Source organism: Pseudomonas sp. 13B_2.1_Bac1 (assembly GCF_025466155.1).
In the GTDB taxonomy this organism is placed as follows: Bacteria; Pseudomonadota; Gammaproteobacteria; order Pseudomonadales; family Pseudomonadaceae; genus Aquipseudomonas; species Aquipseudomonas aylmerensis.
Genome location: NZ_JANLOH010000109.1, coordinates 192,368 through 212,656, shown reverse-complemented (window position 1 = coordinate 212,656; position 20,289 = coordinate 192,368). Strand labels below are relative to the sequence as shown.

The window sequence follows — 20,289 nt, the reverse complement described above, 5'->3', positions numbered from 1 at the left end:
GGGCCTGAACTGGGCCGTGATCATCAAGTGGCTGCCCAAATTGGCCCAGGGCGCGACCCTGACCCTGGAACTGGTGGCCATTGCCGTGATCGCGGGCCTGCTGCTGGCGATCCCCCTGGGGATCGCCCGTTCCTCGCGTCGCTGGTATGTCAGCGCCCTGCCCTACGCCTATATTTTCTTCTTCCGTGGCACGCCACTGCTGGTGCAACTGTTTCTGGTCTACTACGGCCTGGCGCAGTTCGACGCGGTGCGCAACAGCTTCATGTGGCCGTACCTGCGCGATCCGTTCTGGTGCGCCACGGCGACCATGACCCTGCACACCGCCGCCTATATCGCCGAGATCCTGCGCGGCGCAATCCAGGCCATCCCGCCCGGCGAGATCGAAGCCGCGCGCGCCCTGGGCATGTCCAAGCCGAAGACGCTGTTCTACATCATCCTGCCCCGCGCCTCGCGCATCGGCCTGCCGGCCTACAGCAACGAAGTGATCCTGATGCTCAAGGCCAGCGCGCTGGCCAGCACCGTGACCCTGCTGGAACTGACCGGCATGGCGCGCACCATCATTGCCCGCACGTACTTGCCGGTGGAAATCTTCTTCGCTGCCGGCCTGTTCTACCTGCTGATGGCCTACATCCTGGTACGGGGCTTCAAGCTGCTCGAACGCTGGCTGCGCGTCGATGCTTGCCAGGGACGTTGAGACACGCTTTGCGGCGCTGGATGCGTTTCTGATCGAGCACCAGGGGCTGTGGAAACCACGGCCCTTCACGCATCGCCAGCTAGCCTGGGAAACCCGGCATCCCGACCTCGCCGAGTGGCTGCGTCAACGCTCGCTGGCCGATGCCGACGCCAGTCACAACCATCCCCACGACCTGGCCGCGCCTGCGCCTTTTCCACAGCTCGCCGAGCAAGCCCTGCAACTCAGCGCTGTGGATAAGTTGCCGACGCAGCCCCTGCACCCCGCCCGCCATCGCTTGAACGTCGACGTGCCGGGCCGCAAGTGGGAACAAATCGAAGCCTTCGGCGCGGCGCTGCCGTTTGCACAAACACCCCGGCACTGGCTGGACTGGTGTGCAGGCAAGGGCCACCTGGGTCGTCGCTTGCTGCAAACAGGCCAAACATTGACCTGCCTGGAATACGACCCGGCACTGATCGCCGCCGGCCAAGCCCTGAGCGAGCATCACGGCTTGCCGGTCACCCATTGCCTGCAAGATGTGATGGCCGACGTGGCTATCGGCCCCGAACACACACCCGTCGCCCTGCACGCCTGTGGCGACCTGCATGTGCGCCTGCTGCATCTGGCCAGCGCCGCCGGCTGCAAACAGCTGGCGCTGGCGCCGTGTTGCTACAACCGCATCAATGCCGCCACCTACCAACCGCTGTCCACCGCAGGCCGTGCATCGTGCCTGCAGCTGTCGATCGACGACCTTGGCCTGCCGCTGAGCGAAACCGTTACCGCTGGCAAACGCGTGCGCTTGCAGCGGGACACGTCCATGGCCCGACGCCTGGGGTTCGATCACTTGCAACGCGAGCTACGAGGCCACGACGACTACCTGCCCACGCCGTCCCTGCCCGCCAGTTGGCTGGACAAACCCTTCGCTGACTACTGCCGGGAGCTGGCAAACCGCAAAGGGTTATCCACAGGTGAGCAGGATTGGGTGGCGTTGGAGGCATACGGCTGGCGCCGTCTGGCCGAGGTCAGGAACCTGGAATTGGTACGTGGTCTGTTTCGGCGCCCGCTGGAGGTCTGGCTGGTGCTGGATCGGGCATTGTTTCTGAGTGAAAACGGCTACACGGTCGAAGTAGGCAGCTTCTGCGAACCGACCCTGACGCCGCGCAACTTGATGGTGCTCGCCGAGCGCGATTAAGGGGCGAAATTGTCGCACCCCAACCTGTGGATAACTCTGTTGATGAATTCTTTACGGAGCCCGTAGCCATCTGCGCTACAGGCCGAAAGCCGCGCTGGTCATTTTTTGTTCACAAAATAAAACGCACGTAAAACAGGCAGTTGCGGCGTGATGAGAACGGCTCCACAAAATGGCTGTTTCGTGACAACTCAGTCCAACCGATTGTGCATAAGCATCTGCTGTTACGCGTATAAACCGCTATTCACAGGTGTTTTCTGCGTGCGATCAGCAGCCGGCAGAGCGCATCGATATCGTCACCCGCAAGACTCAACGCCTGGCTGTCCAAGGGATCCGTGCCAAACGCCAGTGCCTCACTGATTGCTAAATCGTGGTGCACCTCCAATGGCTCCTTCGTGCCGAGGCGCTGCCTGAATGCCTCAACCATATCCAGGCTGAAGGCATTGTCCTCATCGAGCTGATTGATCACAAAGTGAACATGAGGTCGCCGCTCGCGCTCGAGGTGCGGCGCCATCAAGGCATCGAGTTGATCCAGGGTGCCCAAGGAAGCGGCATCGGCCTGGGTAATCACCAATACCACGTCGGCGACACTCAAGGCTTGATGAAAATAGACGTTATTGCCGGCAGGAGTATCGATGATCACCGCGTCGCGGGCACTCAGCTCCAGGGCTGCCAGGCGCTGCGCCAGCCATTGCGGCTCATGTTTGAGCCAGCGCTGGAGGTCGTCCTGCTGGCGAATATCGGTATCGCCAAAGGTGATCACGCGACTGCCGACAAAGCCCGGTTGCTGGAGGGTTTCCCAACGTGCGTTGCGCAGGCTGGCGCGACCAATCCCGGGCGAGGCGCGGCTGACACCGAAGTGCAATCGCAATGCATCCTGGGGGTCCAGATCCACCGCCACCACTGACTCACCCAGGCGCTGCAAACCGCTGCTCAACGCCGTGGCCAGGGTGCTTCGCCCCACGCCGCCATTGACCGACACCAACGCCACCACACACGGACGCCGCTCGGCCTTGTCCACCGGCAGGCAATGCTCATTGGCGCTGGGAGTCTGAGGGGGAAACGGGGTGCCATCATCCACAGGGATGCTGCCGAAAAAGTGCAGCCGCGCATTCAGCCCACGGGCGTCGCGACTGACATCTTTGCCAAGCAGGGCAAGAAGACCATCGGTAAAACTCATAGCGCGTTCCTCGTCACGGCGAAGTTCAAAGACGTGAAAAGGTCAGCTGATACGACTGCTTACCGCAGGTCTTTTTCTGGTCGCCCTAGTCCGTGCAGTCTGCTTCAAGCGCATAAAAGTGTCATTATTTTGATGTCGCGGCTGGCTATTTTTTAGACAAACGGCAAGTCGTCAATTTAATGACCATCAACGCGCCTGTCATAGGGGTTTTCAATCGATTCGCTGCATTAGGCGAGGACGGTCCCCATAACCAAATTCCAGTGCGGGGGCATAGGTAATTCCTTGCTGACTGTGCAAATAGAAGCCATTGCAGTGGGCAAAATAACCAGCCAGGCAAAAAAACTGCAATTGCGCAAAAATAGTCAGAATTCAGGGGTTTACAGAACCCCTCTAATCGCTATAATCGTCGCCCTAACACGCCGGTATAGCTCAGTTGGTAGAGCAACTGACTTGTAATCAGTAGGTCCCGGGTTCGACTCCTGGTGCCGGCACCATACGCAGTACCAGAAAAGGCTCACCAAAAGGTGGGCCTTTTTTGTGCGCGCTAAATTTTTGTAGGAGCTGCCGAAAGCTGGGAAGGCGTCATCCAACACAAGAACAACAAGCCCCCGGACCTACTTCACTCCGTAGGAGCTGGGCTTGCTCGCGATAGCGATCTCAAGCAATCGAGCAACAACAGGCATGAACATCGTTACAGCTTCCAGTCAGGCGCATTTAATCCATCCGTTAAATCTCACTACTGGAGTCGCCTGCGAGGCTGGGCGCTTTCATCGAAGAGCTGGGACGCTATCGCCCTGGCGTACTGCGCTGTATCGGTTCAGGAGCTGAGCATCTCAGGCACGTTCCGCATCGATGATACGGATACCGTGCTGGAAAACCTAAGCCAGACCTTACCGGTGAGAGTGCACTACCTGACGCGCTATTGGGCTAGCATCGAACCGGCATGAGTTCGATTGGAAAATGTTTAACGAGTCACCTTGCTGATTTTGATTCTCATCCGTCAATGACACAAGCCGCGATGACGGCGACTTTCTGCCATGACAACGGAAGGATCAACGAATGCCCCTGCTTCCCCTCTATGCGAAGACTTCAATGACCCGCCCGGTTCGCTTGGCCCTCTTTGGACTGAGCCTCGCGAGTCTGTCGGGGCTGGCGCTAATGTCCACGCCAGTTTTGGCGCAAAGCCAGACGTCCTACCAGATCGCCTCAGGCCTGCTTGGTACTGCCCTGACCCAGTTCGGAGTGCAGGCGGGCGTGACTATTTCATTTGATACCGAGCAAACCCGCCGCCTGACTACGGCGGGCCTGACTGGCGTGTACAGCGTCGAGGAGGGACTGATGCGCTTGCTGGCGAACAGCGGGTTACAAGCGCAGCGTCAGAGCAATGGTGGCTACGTGTTGATCCCTGCCAATAACGGAACCACGGTGGTGCTTGGCGCGACGAGTGTCACGGGCCAATCGCAGGGAGCGACGACAGAGGGGAGCGGATCGTACACCACCGGCTCCATGAGTACCGCGACCAAACTGGCCACCTCCATGCGCGAGACGCCGCAGTCGGTCACGGTAATCACTCGCCAACGCATGGATGACCAGAACATGCAGTCTCTGGAGGACATTTCGACTCACACCCCAGGCCTGACCATGCGCAAAACCGGCGGCGAGCGCCCAGAGTTCTATTCCCGCGGTTCCGCCATCGACAACATCATGATTGACGGACTGCCAGTCGCGTATGACAGCGACACCCTTGGCACGTCGACCCTGGCGATGTTCGACCGGGTTGAAGTCGTGCGCGGTGCGTCGGGCCTGATGCTCGGTGCCGGCAACCCCTCCGGCACCCTCAACCTGATCCGCAAGCGCCCCACCGTCGAGCCGCAAGTTTCAGTCACTTTGGGCGCCGGCTCGTGGGACAACTACCGCACCGAAATCGATGCCAGCAGCGCACTCAATTCTGTCGGTTCGATCAGAGGCCGCGTGGTCGGTGCCTTCCAGGACAAAGACAGCTTTACCGATGGCTACAGCAGCAAGCGCCAGTTGTTGTACGGCATCACCGAATTTGACCTGAGCGAAGCCACGACCCTGACCCTCGGTGCGTACTACAACCGTGAAGACAACCCGGGAGCCGACTGGTCGGGCATCCCGACCAGGGCCAATGGTACGCTCCTGCCGATATCCCGCTCGACGCGCATGAGCCCGAACTGGACCTACTGGAACAAGAAAAACACCAGCGCATTTGCCGAAATTGAGCACCGCTTCGACAACGACTGGAAACTGCGCCTGAATACCACGTGGCTGCGAGGCGACCTGGACATGCTGGGCACCAGTTTCTATCGACTGGACCCCAGTGCAGATCAGTTGAACCTGAACGTGGGCCGCTACACCTACCAGCACACACAAAAAAGCGTCGACGGCTACGTTTCCGGACCCTTCACCCTGTTTGGCGCGACTCACGAACTGGTGCTCGGTGGCAGCTATCGCAATGATAAAACCGACGATGGCCCCGGCGGTGGTTTCCTCAATGACCCAAACATCGTGCTCGACCCATCAAACTTCGACTATCACGGCGTAGAAAAACCGGCCATCAACTACAACTGGTCTCGTAAGGGCAAGGTCGATCAATACAGCACCTACGCCACCGTGCGCTTCCATCTGCGCGACGACCTGAAATTGATCCTCGGTTCACGCCTGGATTGGTATGAATACGAACAGAACACTATTTCCGGCGATTACACGTTCGGCGCCGACTACAAGGCTACGCGCGAATACACCCCCTATGCCGGCCTGATCTACGACATAAACGATATCTACTCGGTGTACACCAGCTGGACCAGAATCTTCCAGCCGCAAGCCAACGTGGACTTCCAGGGCAGCCTTCTGCCGCCGGTCACGGGTACCAACCGTGAAGTTGGGATCAAGGGCGAGTACTTTGACGGGGCGCTGAACGCTAGCCTGGCCTACTTCCAGTTGAACCAGGAAAATCTCGCCCAAGGGCTTGATGCCTGTGCACCGGGTGTTGCTTCCTGCTCCGTGGCCTCCGGTGAAGTGGAAACCAAAGGCGTCGACCTTGAACTGCAAGGCATGCTTGCCCGTGGCTGGCAGGCCTCCGCCGGCTACACCTACGCCGGCGCCAAGAACGTCAAGGGCGGCAGCGGTCGCTTCGACAGCGATACGCCATACAACCTGCTCAAGCTGTCCACCACCTATCAATTGCCGGGCGACCTCGAAAAATGGTCGATCGGCGGTTCATTCCGTAGCCAGAGCAGCACATACACAACCTACGGCGTATCGCAGGGCGGCTACAGCATCGTCGACCTGATGACCGGCTACAACGTGAACAAAAACCTCAAGGTCCAAGCCAACCTGAACAATGTGTTCGACAAGCACTACTACCAGAGCATCAGTAACCCGGCGGGCGCAAATATCTTCGGCGACCCGCGTAACGTGGCCGTGACCATGAAGTGGAGCATGTAAGCTACATCGTCTGAGAATGACTACATCCTGCCTGGGCAGGAGTGCGCCGCAACATGCCCTCAGGCGCTGTCCACCCCGGCAACGCCGAGCAATAAGCCGCAGGCAACAAAAAAGGGCACTTACCTAACCGCCAAGTGCCCTTTTTATCACCCGCAAAAGCGCTTAACGCGCCAGCATGAACGTCTCATATTCCAGGTCTTCCAGCGCCGACGACAGGCGCGCCAGCCCCAGCAGGACACACACCAGCAACGACAGCGTGAATCCGTAGCCGAAGAAGCTCGGGCCCAGGTGCATGCTGAGGAGGGTCAGGCCGGCGTTCAACACGGCGAACAGTACGCACAGTTCCAGTACCACGCGACGTTTGTCGAGGTAGAAGAACACGTTGAGCAGCGCCATGAACACCACCTGGATGCTCACACCGATCAGGTCGATGTAGAACAGTGGCAGGTAGTAGCTGGAGATGCCGATCCACTCGAGCAAGCGCGGCGCGAAGAGGAACAGCAGGACCACGGTGAGGCCCTGGACCTTGCAGATTTCCAGCAGGCCCTGGCGAATGGACAGGGTCATTTCGGTTTTCAGCGAACCGATGTGCTGCAAGGTCTCGCCGTCGCGGATGGCGCGGAACAGCCGGTCGTACCATTCGGCGAAGTCGGTTTCGATGCGCACCAGGAAAACCGCCATGCCAGGGATGATCGCCAGGTACGCGATGAAAATCGGCATGTCATACAGGATCGAGGCGCGCAGCGGGCCGATGACGGCGTTGGAAGTGCCGGGGTTGAACCAGAACAGGATCTTGTCGACCCAGATGCCGAAGTTGTAGAAGAACCCGGTGACCAGCAGGCTGAGGAACACGTTGCGACGATTGAGGAAATCGAAGGCAATCATTTTCTCGGCACGGTATTCGCGCAGGATGTCGTAGAGGTACAGGAACAGCAGGCTGCCGTGCCCGATCAACAACGCCAGCAACAGGCCGGGCATCTTCAGGAAGCTCAGCAGCCAGGCACTCGCCACCATCAGCGCGTAACCCACCACCATCACCAGCAGGATGCGGTTATATTTTTTCATCCCCGAGAGGAAGATGATCACCAGCCACAGGTTGCACAGCACCACGAAGTTCGACAGTACCAGCACGCGGTAGATCAGGGGCTGATCGAACAGCAGCGCCAGCACGATGACACCCAGTACGCCGGCGCCGACGGTGACCATCAACAGGATGCCCAACAGGTTCGGCAGGATTTGCTCGTAGCGTTGCTCGAACAATTGGTCGGACACAAAGCGGGTGAAGAACAACTGCAGCCCACCCGTGAGGATCAGCGAGCTGGCCATCAGGTAGGTCACCGTCACCAGGAACTGCCCGACCAGTGAGTTGGGCAACAACAGGCCGAGGCTGATGATCCCCACCAGCATCACGCTGATGATCGACAACACCCACGGCCCGGAGCTGATCAAGCCTGCATACACGTAGGCGTGCAGGGTTGCGGTGTATGAGTCGCGCGAAAGAATCTTGCGCAGTTCGAAGCCAATACCGGCCATTTAATTGTTCTCCATGGCTGCCTGGTACAGGTCGCGGTAGCGCTGCAGCATCAAGGCTTCGGTGTAGTAACGGTGGACCCGCAAGAGCCCGCTGGCCTGTGCGGCCTTCCAGCGTTCCGGGCTGCGCAGCAGTTCGAGGATCGCCGCCGAGGTGGCTTGTGGGTCGGCGATCGCCACCACTTTGCCGGCGAGGCCAAGGTCGCGGTCTTCGGCGCTGCCGCCTTCGATCAATTCTCGACACGAACCGACGTCGCTGCTGATCACCGGTGTACCGGCGGCCCAGGCTTCGAGGATCACCAACGGCTGGGCCTCGCTGATCGAGGTCAGCACCATCAGGCCCAGTTTGGGCAGAATGTCCTGGATGCGCTGGAAGCCCAGGAAGTGCACCTTGCCTTCAAGCCCCAGACTGGCCATCAAACTGCGGCATTCGCTGACGTACTCGGGGTCTTCCTCTTCAGGGCCGACAATCCAGCCCTCGGCCTGTGGCATGGCGCTGATCACACCGCGCATGGCCCGCAGGAAGGTCTTGACGTCCTTGATCGGGACTACCCGCCCAATCAGCCCCACCACCGGCGCAATGCCCGGCTCGCGGGATTCCAAGGCCTTTGCCCACTGCGACAGGTCGATGCCATTGGCGATCAACTGCGTGCGGCTCGGGTCGGCGCCGTCCTTGATCTGGCGCTGACGGTTGCCGTCGTACAAGGCAATGATGTTGTCGGCGCTGTTGTAGGCCAACTGGCCGATACGTTCGAAATAGCGCACCCACAGCGTGCGGATATACCCCGAGCCGCCATCGAGGCTACGGTTGAGCGCCTGCCCGGAGCTTTCGGCGATCCACGTGGCCTGGGCCAGGTCGATCTTGCGCTCCTTGGTGTAGATACCGTGCTCGCTGAGCAGGTAAGGACATCCCCAGCGATGCTTGAGGATGCAGCCCAGGAGCCCCGCGTAACCGGTGGAGATCGAGTGCAGCACCCGTGCACGCGGCATCTTGCGGGAAGCTTCGGCGAGCATCAGCAACGGCGACTGCAGGGAGCGCAGGGTCCAGAAATAATTGACGAAGGAGGGGTCGGCGCAATGCTGGCGATAGCCTTCGCTGAGGGTCTCCCAACTGGCGCGGCTGCGCAGTACATCGTCGAGGGTCATGTGCCCTTCGGCGATGCAATTGAGCATGCGCTCGCCCAGCTCGCGCGGGGGCGCGTCCGGGTGGTGCAAGAAGCGATACAGGTCGGCCAACTGCTGCGGGTCGGCCTCGCGCGGCTTACCGCGCTGGTTGGCGGGATGGGTTGCATCCTCAAGGAACACTTCTTCGATGTGCACCACGTTTGTCGGCACTTCATAGCGTCGCGAGGAGTACGCCGAGCGCTGGCCGCCGATGAACATGACCGAAAAGGTCAGCTCCGGCAGGCCCAGGATCATCTGGTGAATCCAGCTCGATACCCCGCCGCGCACGTACGGCCAGGTGCCTTCCAGCAACAGACAGATATCAGCGGTGGGTGTCGCTTCCTTATGATTCATTCCAGCTCCTCACCAGCTCAGCGAACGGTGGACGCTGGCGGGTTTTCTCGGGAAGGCTGGCGAGCAACCCAGGGATTTCGTGATAACGACCGGCTTCGAACGCCAGCTCAGCATGAAACGGCAGCAATTGCGCGGCGCCCAGGCCATTTCGCTCGGCCTCGTGCAACAGCGCTTCAGCCCGCTCGTTCTCGCCGCGCTCCAACGCAATACGTCCCGCCAACAGCAGCAGCTCGCCGCCCTCGCCCGCGGCCAAACCTTGCTCGGCGTGTTCGCTGGCTTGATTGAGGACGTGTTCGAGCACACTGCCCTGGGCCAGGCCGAGGTAGGCCAGCTCCCAATACCAGCGCGCCAGCATGCTGTGCACCGGGCCTGCCATGCGTGGGCTTACGCCGGCCAATTGCTCCAGGGCCATCTGGATGTGCAGGTTGATGTCGCTTTCCTGCTTGTCGAGCATCGAGTACGCCAGCAGGCGCACATCGTCACTCGGATCGCCCAGGGCCAATTTGAGGATGGGCACCGCGTCCTTGCCGGGCATGCGCCGCGTCGCCAGCAAGGCCGCCAGGCGCTGGTCCGGATCGGGCGCGTGACGCAACACATCCTGCAGGCCGCCATCGGCAAAAATCGGCGTGCGTGTCTGCGCCTGCGCACGGAACGGCAGGCCCGGGATGCCGACAGCCTGCCAGGCCTGGCGGTCGCGTTTGCGCGGCAGGTACAGCGCCGGGAAGATTGCCGCTACTACGCCCAGGGTACCGATGACCGGCACGAAGAATGCCAGGCAGAAAATGAACAGCGGGCTCCAGGGAAGCGGTGCACGGTAGCGCGCCGGCAGCATCCGCCACACGGCAGCGCACAGCATCAGGCAGGCGAGGCCGTGGCTGAAGATAAACACCAGCAGTTGATGCAACTCCGGCGCATTGAGCCACAAACTGGCCCAGCTGCCCGCCTCTAACAACAAGGCTCCGCTAAACAGCCACTTGCTGATCATTCAGGCCACACTCGTTGTGAAGAAAGTTACGCAGCCCGTTGCGGTCACAGCCAGGCTCCAGGTTGAAAGGCATTACCCGCACACCCAGGCTGTCAAAATCGGTGTCGATGCCGAAGTGCTCGTGCAACAACAGGCCGATACGCGCCAGGTAGCCTTGGGTGCCTTCCGGGCTGGTCAGCGGCAACAGGACCAACAGCAAAGGATGATCGCGGTTGTTGCGAACCGGCAGGTGCAGGTCGAGACCACGCTGGCTGCGCTCCATCAAACGCGTCAACTCGTCGTTGGGGCGCGTCATTTCAAACGCGAACAGGCCGGCCGGCAACGTGTGCTGCTCCGCATCCACCAGCGAGCGCTTGAGCTGCAAGGTGAACTGCTGCGCGTCGGCATCGGGCAGGCGCAGCACTTGCGGATCGCGGCGCAACAGGTCGGCGATGTGGCCGGCGAGCAACGACAGGAGGCTCAGCGTGCGGTCCTGGAACGCGAAGAACGGCATCTGCCGGACCGCCAGGATCGCCAGCAGGCGACCTTCGGCGTCGATCAGCGGGATGCATGCCTGCAGCGATGAGAACTGCGCGGAGTTGCCGGAGTCGATCAGGTCCTGACGCACGCTGACCAGCTCGCCACGTTCCAGGCACAGGGTGATCAGACCGTCGTCGGTGCCCAACGGGCCCATCACGCCGATCATGGCCAAGGCCTCGGGCAGCACATTTTTTTCGCTTTCATCGACACGGTATAGCCCGGCAACGCGCAGGGCACCGTACTGGCCCAGCATCGCCACGATCGGCTCGGCCAGGTCGCTCAAGGCATCGCCTTCGATCGGCATGCTGCGCAGCTTCTCGCGCAGGCCCAGCAACGAACTGCGCAGGCTCTGATCGCTGCCAGCGACGCGCTGCTCCAGCAAGTCATGGGAAACCCGCAGGATCTGGTGAGCGCGGGTGAACTCATCAAGACGGTACTGACGGTACTCGTTGGCCATCTGCAGACGCTCCAGGCGGCGCACCCACAGGTCGCGAACTTCACCCACGAGCATCCCGCACACCAGCACGCCGACGATAAACGACGGCTCAAGCTCGGTGTAGCCTGCATGCCCGGTGTAGCGCAGCACAAACAACGCCACCACCAGCAGACCTGCGCTGAACAAGCCGCGTACAAAACCGTAACGCACACCTAACAGCAGCGGCGCCAGGATTACCCAAGGGAAACCACCGTGCATCTGCAACGGGTCTTCGGGAGTCAGCCAGAGGCCGAGGCCAATCGCGGCACCCGTCACTATCAGCGTTTCCAGCCAAGACACCGGCCCGCTGGCGCGGGGCGCCAGGCTGTAATCCATGTGTGGAGAATTCATTGCGTTCACTCGAACCGAAGGGCGCCAACAAGTTTGTCGATTACCGTCTGAGCATTGCCCGCCAGGCTTTCACGGGACCAGCCGGCGCGCGCGCCGCTCTTGCTCCAGAGCACGGTACCGTCCTTGGCGTCCAGCACGCGCAGGCTGATGCCGACCGCTGGCTCGCCGTCCAGGCCGTTCTTGTATTGCCACTCTTCGACGCTGCCTGCAACGACGTAGTCGAGCTTCTGGTCGCGGGCCCACTCGAGGGCGCCGGTGAGGCGCTCGTTGTCATCCATCAGCGCTTGTTCGCCCTGGGTAGTGGTCGGGTAAACGCGAGGCTGCAGACCGTGACTGCTGAGGACGCTGAGCAGGATCTGCTCGCTGCGCTCACCGGCTTGCGGGGTCTGGGAATAGTTGACCATCGGCACGATGCCCCATTTCGCACTGCGCGACAGGTTCGGGCTGTTTTCACTGGTGAAGCTCGAGCAACCGGCGACGAACAGTACTGTCAGGGCCAGGCTCAGTGTACGAATTGCTTGCATAGGTTTTTCTCCCGTAGATTCTGTAATCAGCGCCCGAAACGCACGCCGTAGCTCATGCCCAGTGTGCCGCCGGACTTGCCATCCCCGCCCTGTGGGGCAGATTGGTAACCGAAGGTCAGGGCCAGTTCGTCATCACCCAGCACTTCAAACCCGATGCCCGTGTTGATGCCGTAGTTGAAAGTCTGATCGGTCCATTGCCAGCCCGCCGTCATGTCCACCAGCCAGGTGTACTGCGGCTTGCTGCGCACCAGTGCGCCGGGTATGCCACGACGCCACGAAGTGCCGACGTAGAGCTGGCCATAGCGGCTTTGCAGCAGGTCGGCGCCGGTCACGGTGTCGACATCGAGAGGATCAAGCTGGCCGGTGTCAGGATCGGTCGACTGAGGCGTGATCTTGACGGCGCCGCCATTGCGGCTGGACAGGTAGTCCAGGTTGCGATCCTTCACGTTGTTTTTCTGATAATCCAGGCCGCTGCGCACCGTCCAGTTAGGCCCGGCGAATTCCAGCGTGTGGTTGAGTTCCAGCTTCAACGCCTGACCAGTCCCCAGCGAGTCACCCGCGCGGGTCGAGAACGACCGCTGCGCCACTTCCCAGCTCAACTGATCGCGTGCGGTCAGGCCGTGACGGCCACCCACCCAGGCGCGGTCCTGCTGGCCGAAAGCACGCATCAGGCCGCTGTCGTCACTCTTGCGATGCCAGTCCAGGCCGGTCTCGATCTGGTGGCTGTTACCCAATTGCCACATGCGTGACAGGCCCAGGCCGTTACGGTCATCGTCCTTGCGCTGGCTGGTGTCGGCGAAGAGCTTCCAACTGCCGTTTTCCACCGAGCGAACCAGGGTCAGGGCCGCATTGCTCTCATCACCGATACGGGACGAGATGATGTCGTCGCCCTTGTAGTTACCGTGCTCGGCTTCAAGGTCGGCGTACCAGTTGTCGCCCAGGTTATGCGCGATTTCCAGGCGCGGCGAGTCAAACGACAGGCCACCGAAATCCTGCTTCTGATAGGACAGCAACGCGCCTTGCGGGGTGCTTTCGTGAATTTCCACGGCCTGGCGACGCAGTTGCTCGTTCACTGAAGACGGCTGGTCGTCGCCGAGGGCAGACAGGCTCGTCTCCAGGGCTTCGTTGGTGCGCCCCAGACGGCTCAGCGCTTGGGAGCGCTGGGCCGGGTTCAAGTCGCTGCTGGCCAGCAGGGTTTCAACCTGGGCCTTGTTGCGGCTGCGCAGGGCTTCCTGGATCTGCTCGTAGCGATCGACTTTCAAGCCTTGGCTGCGTGCCCACTCCAACCACTGGTCTTTCTGCGCTTCCTGGTTGGTCGCGTCCAGGCGGGCCAGCAGACGTTCGAACCACATCTGCTTCATCGACGGCGAACCGTCCTTCCACTTCAACAATTCCTGCTGCGCCTTGCGAGGCGAGTAGCTGCTGGACATCAACCGCAGCCAGATCGCATAGCGCTGGGACGAAGGTTGCAGGTTGTCGGCCTCAGGGTTACGCAGCAGCTTCAAGCGCAGGCGCTGGGCGGCGTCCTGGTAACCGGCGGTGTCCAGTGCATCGGCATAGGCCGCTTGCACCAGCCAGTCGTTCGGGGTGAGCTTGAGGTACATGCGGTACCACGCCAAGGCCTCGGTGTCGCGCCCCAGCAACTGGCTGGCGCTTGCAAACGGCAGCCACAGCAAGCGGTCTTCACGCGCATAGGCACGCCACTTGGTGAGCAGTGGCTTGAGCTTGGCGGTGTCGGCCTGGTCGACATACAACCAGGTCAGGCGCTCGCGGAACAGGTTGTCATCCGGGTAGTTTGACAGGCCGAGCAGGTACAGGCGCTCGGCCTCGGCCGTGTCGCCCTGCTCGATAGCCAGCGCGCCACGCACGGCCAGGACCTGGGCTTGCTCGTAGGCCTGCGGGTATTTGCGGGCGTCATCCAGCAAGGCGATCACTTGGTCCCAGTCCTGCAATTCCTGGGCGAGCTGCAGGGCTTCGACCAGGCGTTGAGGATCCTGGGCGCGGTGCCAGCTGGCAACCATCAACTCCAGCGCGCGCTGGGGGTTGCTGACGCGGTACAGGGAGATCAACTGACTCTCGTCGCCGCTGACCAACTTGCCGTTGATGGCGAGCAGGCGCTCCAGCGACACACGCAAATCCTCATCGCGCTCCAGGTCCCAAGCCAGTGCGGCACGTGTGTGCCAGTACTCCGGATCCTGAATGGAGGGATCATCCACCTTGACCACGTCCCACGCAGCCTGCTCTTCGAACAGCTTCATGTGGGTGCTGGCCCAGTCGACCTGTTCGGCCGTGGTCAGCTTGTAGCGTTTGGCGTAGTCCTTGTAGAGCTTGCCTTTGGCGGCGAACTGCCCGGTGTTCTCCAGGTTTTGCAGCAAGCGGGTCCAGGCCAGGCGGTGCGAAGGGTATTTGCGCAGGTAAGTACGCAACCAGGCTTCGGCCTCGGCCGGTGTACCGCGCGATTCGTGACCGTAGATCAACGCATCCAGCTCGATATCGGTGAGTGCGCGCTGTTGCATGATCTCGGCAAGCAACGGGATCGAGCGGTCAAAGTCGAACTGTTGGCTGGCCAGGCGCCAGGCGTGTTCGCGGGTGGCCGGGTCTTCCTTGAGCTTGAGCAGGCGAACCCAGTAGTCCAGGGCCGCTTCGTTATCGCCGCGCCACTCACCGAGGCGGGCCATTTGCTCGAGCAGCTCGGTGTCATCCGGGTAATCGACGGTCAATTGCTGGCCGGTTTCCCAGGCACCGGCCAGGTCATTGATGGCCAGGCGCACGTGGAATTCTTTCAGTGCAATTTTCGGGTTGTCCGGCTGCAGCACGCGCCACTGTTGGAGCACGCGCTGGGCAAGGTCGTAATGCTTGGTCGCCACGGCGACATCGACGCCCTGCTCCAGCCATGCCGGATCGGTCTGCGGGTTGGTGAGGTCGGGCAACTCATCGGAGAGCACCTGTGCGGCTTGCTCATCTTGCCCTGCCGACAACAGGCTGTTGAACGCCAGTTGTGCGTACTCACGTCGCTCGGCCGGTTGCTGGGCATCGCGTTTGAGTTGCAGGTAGATCTGCGCGGCACGCGCGGGTTTTTCACCGGCCATGAACCACTGCGCAGCGGCTTTGAGTGATTCACTGCGCTGCGCCGGATCGCGCGCGGCGATCTCTTCGAACACGCTGGCAGCAAATGCCGGTGCCTGCAATGTCAGCGCCAGCTTCGCCAGGTTCTGCAGCTGTGGCACCGCAAGTTTGCGGTGATCGAATGTTTCCAGGCGCTCGACCAGCGCCTGCTGCGCAATCAGGTCGTTGCTGCTGGCCGCGACCAGAGCATCCAGTTCCAGGCGATAGTACGCCTGGGTTTCCGGCTGCGGCTTGGGCCAGGCCTCCAGGTGCTGGCGCGCCTTGGTGTAGTCACCGAGGCGAATCAGCAAATCAACCAACTGCAGGCGCAGGTGGTCGTCATCCGGGTGGGCCGTCAGCAGCAGCTCGGCGTAGTTGGCCGACACTGCGTCCGGCTGGCGCCCATCCGGCTGGAAGACTTCTTCGCGCTGGAACGTGGCCCACAGCAGGCCGCCCACGGCGACCGCGACTACCGCCAATGCCCAAGGATTGAGCAGGCGGCTATTTTTAGTTGCAGAGGAGCTGACCATTACTCACCTGCTTCATAGGTAATTGAAAAGTCCAGAGGCCGGCTGACGCCTTGCCCGCGAAACGCTGTCCATCGACTTCCACGCGGCAAGCCGTCGCCGAGCGTACGGAGAAGGTCAGGTCGAACTGACCGGCAAACGCAAAGCTCACGCGATTTGCATCGACGTAGCGCCAGTCAAGCAACGGCAGATTTGCCTCCTCCAGGGCGGGCCTGGGGTCTCGATCCGGGCGCAGCACCAGCAAGGCCTTGTCGCTGCTCAGCGCCACATAGCGCCCTTGCGGCAAGTCGCGCACACCGGCGATGCCTTGGGATTGGAGCAGGTCCGGCCAGCCCATTTGCGCGTCAAGGCGCACGGTGCGCAGCGCGTCCATCCCGCGGATCTGCCAGGCCCCGTCAGCGGTTCGCGCCAGGCTCGCCTGGTACAAGCCGTGCAGGCGGTCGACGTAATCGCTCATCCACAAGGACATCGGCTGCTGATCGCGCATGTAGCCGTAGATCTCATGCATGGCCTTGATCGAAGCCTGCTTGGTGCTGGAGTAGAAGTGATAGTAAAGATGCAGCCCGCGCAGGCGGCGGGGGCTGTCGGTGAGCTCGAAGGTCTCGATCAACTCGCGGAAACCGTAATACGGCCCCTTCCACAGGTTGGTGTAGAGGTTTTCGTTGATGATCGGCGCGTAGTATTGCAGCCCGCCCGGGGTCGGTCGCAGCAGCGGGTTGAGGCCCGTGAGCGACGGGTTGGCCTTGGTCATGATGGTTTCGGCACCGTTGACGTTTTTCAAGCCAGCGTCGTAGGCCAGTTTGATCGTGTCGGACGATGGCAGCGCGTCACCTGGCCAGAACACCATCTTCACCGGCTTTTGCGGGGTGGTCAGGTTCTGGTTGATGTAGTCGCGCGAGCCGAAGATTTCACGGCGAAAATCAATTTTGTCGTAGCCGGCGATTTTCATGTTCATGCCGTATTCCGCGTTGAAGTTCTCGCGCTTCTTGGCTTTGTTCGGCTGCATGAAAAACGGGTGGCTGAAGGTGTGGGTGGCCACTTCAACTTTCGGGTTGGCGAAGATCTCGCGCGCAATCGGCTCCAGTTCGCGTGCCAGGAACGGGAACGCGCCACGCGGCGAAATTTCCCCTTCGATGATCGACACCGAAGTCAGGAACGGGTTGGGCTTGATGTAGTCATCCAGGGTGTGACGCCCGGCGTAAGGCGTGCCGCGTACTTCGGCACGCGAAGGAAAGCCGTCGCCATCAATGTGCACGGTCGCGATGCGACGGCCATTTTCGGTGGTGGTGTCCGGGCGTGGCTGGTTCGGCAGGCGCAGGCTGGCCTGGAGAAACGCAAAGGGATCGAGAATCCAGCGGCTGCGCTCGTTGTTGATTTCCAGGATATAGGGCGCGAGGGCCAGGCCACCCCATTTGCCCACTACTACCGGGGTGAATACGTCGCCGCCGACGCCTTTCAACGACAGCGCCGGGGTCGGGCCGCCGGGCAGTACCGAGACTGCGGCCAGATCACGGGAGCGCGGTACTACAGGGGCTTCAAAAGCGCCGAGCAGGGCCTTGTCCTGATGGGTGACGGTCAACATCTGTGTCGCCGGCGGCACATCGCGCTTGAGGCCCAGGCGCTTGAGCAGCAGCTTGTCTTCGACCGGCAGCCCGCTGAAGAACACCACGGGAACCTGCTCGTCGAGGCGCGCATTGAGGAAACGGTTGAACGCCGGGGCATCCTGCGGCGGGCCGCTGGTCATCCAAGTGATCACGCCGGCGTACAGGCCACTGTAGCTGTAGAGCGGCAGATTGCTGTCGGCCGGCAGGTAGTCGACGCGGTAGCCCAGGTATTCGAGCAGACCGCCAAGGTTGGTATGGCCGGCGGCGTCTTCCATCGCGCCTTCACGCGGATCGTAGATCAACGCGATACGGCGCGGCTGCACTTCGATACTGCTGATGCCCAGTGTGTTGAGGTCCGGGGTGCTGATGTACGGGATAAAGCCTTCGTCGCGCAGACGCTTGGCCAGCGTGCGGGCTTCTTCGCGGCGCTCCGGCGGCAGGTAGTCGATCGCGACCAACGGGACGCCTTTGGCACGCAGCGGTTGCAGGTGTGTTTCCAGCCACGCGCGGTCGGACTCCGATACCGGGCGATAACGCTTGGCGGCGGCATCCCAGCCGGCGTGGATTGACTCGACCGCAACGGCGGCGGCGACGCCGTCCAGCTCGGGCAGTACTTCGAAACCACGGTTGAAGAACAGCTTCAGCTTGGGCTGACGTTTGTGCAATTCACGCAGCAGGCTGGCCAGGCCAACGCGCTGGGCTTCACGGGAGGCTGCGGGCACCAGTTGGAAACTGTCGAGCGTATCGAGAAACAGACCGGCATAACCCTGGGCTTCCAACGCCTTCGCACGGCCAAACAAATGCTCGCGCCAGGCGGGTGAAGTGAGGTCCATGACCTGGCTGTCCCAGGCATTGTTGCGTACCGGCGAAACAGCTTTGGTCAGCCCGGCCTTTTCGATTTCCGCCTTGTTGCCGTCGAACTCCCCAACGGACAAGTAGGCAAACGGCTGGCTGCCCAGGGCCCGCAAGGTTTTCACATCGCCCGGTGTCATATGGCCTGGCTCGACCACGGCCCAGTCGAATTGCGACAACTCTGGCAGTGGCGGCTGGTCGGCGTACCAGAAAGCCACGCTGGCTGGCTGGGGTAACGCAGCAGCCTGGACCGCTGGCCCGCCGACGAACAAGGCAAGAGCAGCTAATAGCCGCTCAGCGATCACGCGGACACGCGTCCTGCGGAAAACGATTTCCATAATTCACTCTTGAAAAATGACTGAGCCAATACTGCGTTAACGACGGACAGGTTGACCGGCGAGTTACAAACTTCGCAAAAGCTGCGCCAAACCCTGGCCGATGGAGGTCGGTTCCGGGAGTGCAAAGCGTTCCAGCAAACGGGTGTTGTTGGCGCGCGAATGGCGAATGTCACCTTGGCGTGGCGCCTGGTAAGTCACGTTCAGCGGGGTGCCCGTGGCCTTGCCCAGTTCGGCGATCAGGTCATTGAGACTGGTCGCGCGGTTAAGCCCGACGTTGATGGCTTCAGGGGCCGGTTTGCGAGTCTCCACGGCCTGGACCAGGATGCTGACCAGGTCCTGCACATAGACGAAGTCGCGCGTCTGCTCGCCGTCACCAAAGACCGTGATCGGCTTACGGGCCAACGCGCGTTCGGTGAAGATGCTGATCACACCGGAGTACGGCGAGGAAGGATCCTGGCGCGGGCCGAAGATATTGAAGAAACGGAAGATCACCGGTTCCAGGCCGTGCTCGCGGCGATAGAAGTCCAGGTAGTACTCACTGGCCAACTTGTCGCTGGCATAAGGAGTCAGTGGCGACTTCGGGGTGTCTTCGGTGATGGCCGTGCCTTCGCCGTTGTTGCCATAGGTCGCGGCGCTGGAGGCGAACACCACGCGCTTCACGCCGGCCTTGAGCATGCTCTGGCAGACATTGAGGGTGCCGACGAAGTTGGCTTGGTGAGTGGCGACAGGATCGTCTACCGACGCCTGCACCGACGCCACCGCGGCAAGGTGTACGACGGCGCTGCAGTCGCGCATGGCCTGGTCAACGACGGCGCTGTCCGCCACGTCACCGACGACCAGTTCGAGGTCGGCATTGTCGACGGGCAGGTTCGTCACCTTGCCGGTCGAGAGGTTATCGAGTACGCGAATCCTGTAGCCTTTGCCAAGCAAAGCATCTACCAGATGTGAACCAATGAAACCTGCACCACCCGTAACCAGAATTCGTCCAACAGCCATGTAGTTTTCTTCCTAAAGACTCGAGCGCAGGCGTGTAGAAGCGAGCCTGCTAAATAAAGTGACAGCGTTTATTAGTTAACTCTGGCCGACGCCGCCGGACCGTTTGAATCCGAGCCGCCATATCCCTTTATCTTGAAAAACCACAGCGGGACGAACGCGCGTCATTAATGTCATTTTAATGGCTTAGAGCCATCAAAACCGTCGCGAATAATGTTGGATGAATATCAAACTGTCAACGCTTTGTCTTATCTGCCGCCCAACGGCATTTTTTGCGGAAAAACGTCACTTATTTGACGACATAAATGGAGCCATGGAGGGCGTTCGCTAACGAGTTCAGTCGCTGGAAAGTGCGGATATGTAAGAACGGAAAGTTGTAAAAGACCGACATTTTAATAGTACCGAGCGCACTAAAAGAACATTCAAAGGCCTTGCCTAATAAACGTGCCATCACAATAATG

Annotated in this window: 12 protein-coding genes, 1 tRNA gene and 1 pseudogene; 5 read left to right on the top strand and 9 right to left on the bottom strand. The window is 61.0% G+C overall.

Translation table 11 applies throughout. From position 1 onward, the window contains the following. Positions 1–4: 4 nt before the first annotated feature. Positions 5–694: an ABC transporter permease gene (locus tag NTD80_RS28455; protein WP_058422651.1), complete on the top strand. Its 690-nt coding sequence runs from the start codon at positions 5–7 to the stop codon at positions 692–694. After that, positions 675–1,862 carry an SAM-dependent methyltransferase gene (locus tag NTD80_RS28450; RefSeq protein WP_262135667.1) on the top strand — a complete coding sequence of 396 codons (1,188 nt, stop codon included), beginning with the start codon at positions 675–677 and terminating at the stop codon, positions 1,860–1,862. The genes NTD80_RS28455 and NTD80_RS28450 overlap by 20 nt, the downstream gene beginning before the upstream one ends. Positions 1,863–2,103: 241 nt before the next feature. Here the strand turns inward: NTD80_RS28450 and bcsQ are convergent, their stop codons facing one another. Next, on the bottom strand, positions 2,104–3,039 hold the full coding sequence (bcsQ, locus tag NTD80_RS28445; RefSeq protein WP_262135666.1) for a cellulose biosynthesis protein BcsQ: 936 nt from the start codon (positions 3,037–3,039) through the stop codon (positions 2,104–2,106). A 418-nt stretch (positions 3,040–3,457) separates the two neighbouring features. On the opposite strand from bcsQ, the gene NTD80_RS28440 reads away from it, so the two are divergent. The 3 genes and pseudogenes from NTD80_RS28440 (at position 3,458) to NTD80_RS28430 (ending at position 6,507) form a co-directional block, all read left to right on the top strand. Beyond that, positions 3,458–3,533 (top strand) — tRNA-Thr (locus tag NTD80_RS28440). A gap of 260 nt (positions 3,534–3,793) precedes the next feature. Next, positions 3,794–3,986: pseudogene (locus NTD80_RS28435) on the top strand (iron dicitrate transport regulator FecR); the annotation flags it as partial. A gap of 211 nt (positions 3,987–4,197) precedes the next feature. Continuing rightward, entirely contained in the window at positions 4,198–6,507 is a 2,310-nt protein-coding gene (locus NTD80_RS28430; RefSeq protein ID WP_262135665.1) for a TonB-dependent siderophore receptor, read from the top strand. A 162-nt stretch (positions 6,508–6,669) separates the two neighbouring features. Here NTD80_RS28430 and pelG read toward each other — a convergent pair whose 3' ends face one another. The 8 genes from pelG to NTD80_RS28390 all read right to left on the bottom strand — a co-directional run bounded on the left by pelG (position 6,670) and on the right by NTD80_RS28390 (position 19,831). Continuing rightward, positions 6,670–8,040 carry an exopolysaccharide Pel transporter PelG gene (pelG, locus tag NTD80_RS28425; RefSeq protein ID WP_065899656.1) on the bottom strand — a complete coding sequence of 457 codons (1,371 nt, stop codon included), beginning with the start codon at positions 8,038–8,040 and terminating at the stop codon, positions 6,670–6,672. After that, the gene (pelF, locus tag NTD80_RS28420) at positions 8,041–9,555 is read right to left on the bottom strand and encodes a GT4 family glycosyltransferase PelF (RefSeq protein WP_065899655.1); all 1,515 of its coding nucleotides are present in this window, start codon (positions 9,553–9,555) and stop codon (positions 8,041–8,043) included. Continuing rightward, on the bottom strand, positions 9,545–10,540 hold the full coding sequence (locus tag NTD80_RS28415; protein WP_065899654.1) for a HEAT repeat domain-containing protein: 996 nt from the start codon (positions 10,538–10,540) through the stop codon (positions 9,545–9,547). The genes pelF and NTD80_RS28415 overlap by 11 nt, the downstream gene beginning before the upstream one ends. Beyond that, positions 10,518–11,885 (bottom strand): PelD GGDEF domain-containing protein, encoded by a 1,368-nt coding sequence (locus tag NTD80_RS28410; RefSeq protein WP_065899653.1) that lies wholly within the window; start codon positions 11,883–11,885, stop codon positions 10,518–10,520. The genes NTD80_RS28415 and NTD80_RS28410 overlap by 23 nt, the downstream gene beginning before the upstream one ends. Before the next feature lie 5 nt (positions 11,886–11,890). Next, positions 11,891–12,409, bottom strand: a complete 519-nt coding sequence (locus NTD80_RS28405) for a penicillin-binding protein activator LpoB (protein WP_065899648.1) — start codon at positions 12,407–12,409, stop codon at positions 11,891–11,893. 26 nt (positions 12,410–12,435) lie between these two features. Then, entirely contained in the window at positions 12,436–16,044 is a 3,609-nt protein-coding gene (locus tag NTD80_RS28400) for a tetratricopeptide repeat protein (RefSeq protein ID WP_262135664.1), read from the bottom strand. Beyond that, positions 16,022–18,835, bottom strand: a complete 2,814-nt coding sequence (locus NTD80_RS28395; protein WP_262135663.1) for a bifunctional glycoside hydrolase 114/ polysaccharide deacetylase family protein — start codon at positions 18,833–18,835, stop codon at positions 16,022–16,024. The genes NTD80_RS28400 and NTD80_RS28395 overlap by 23 nt, the downstream gene beginning before the upstream one ends. Before the next feature lie 63 nt (positions 18,836–18,898). After that, a complete protein-coding gene (locus NTD80_RS28390) occupies positions 18,899–19,831 on the bottom strand; it encodes an NAD-dependent epimerase/dehydratase family protein (protein ID WP_262135662.1) in 933 nt (310 codons plus the stop codon). Between the last annotated feature and the right edge of the window lie 458 nt (positions 19,832–20,289).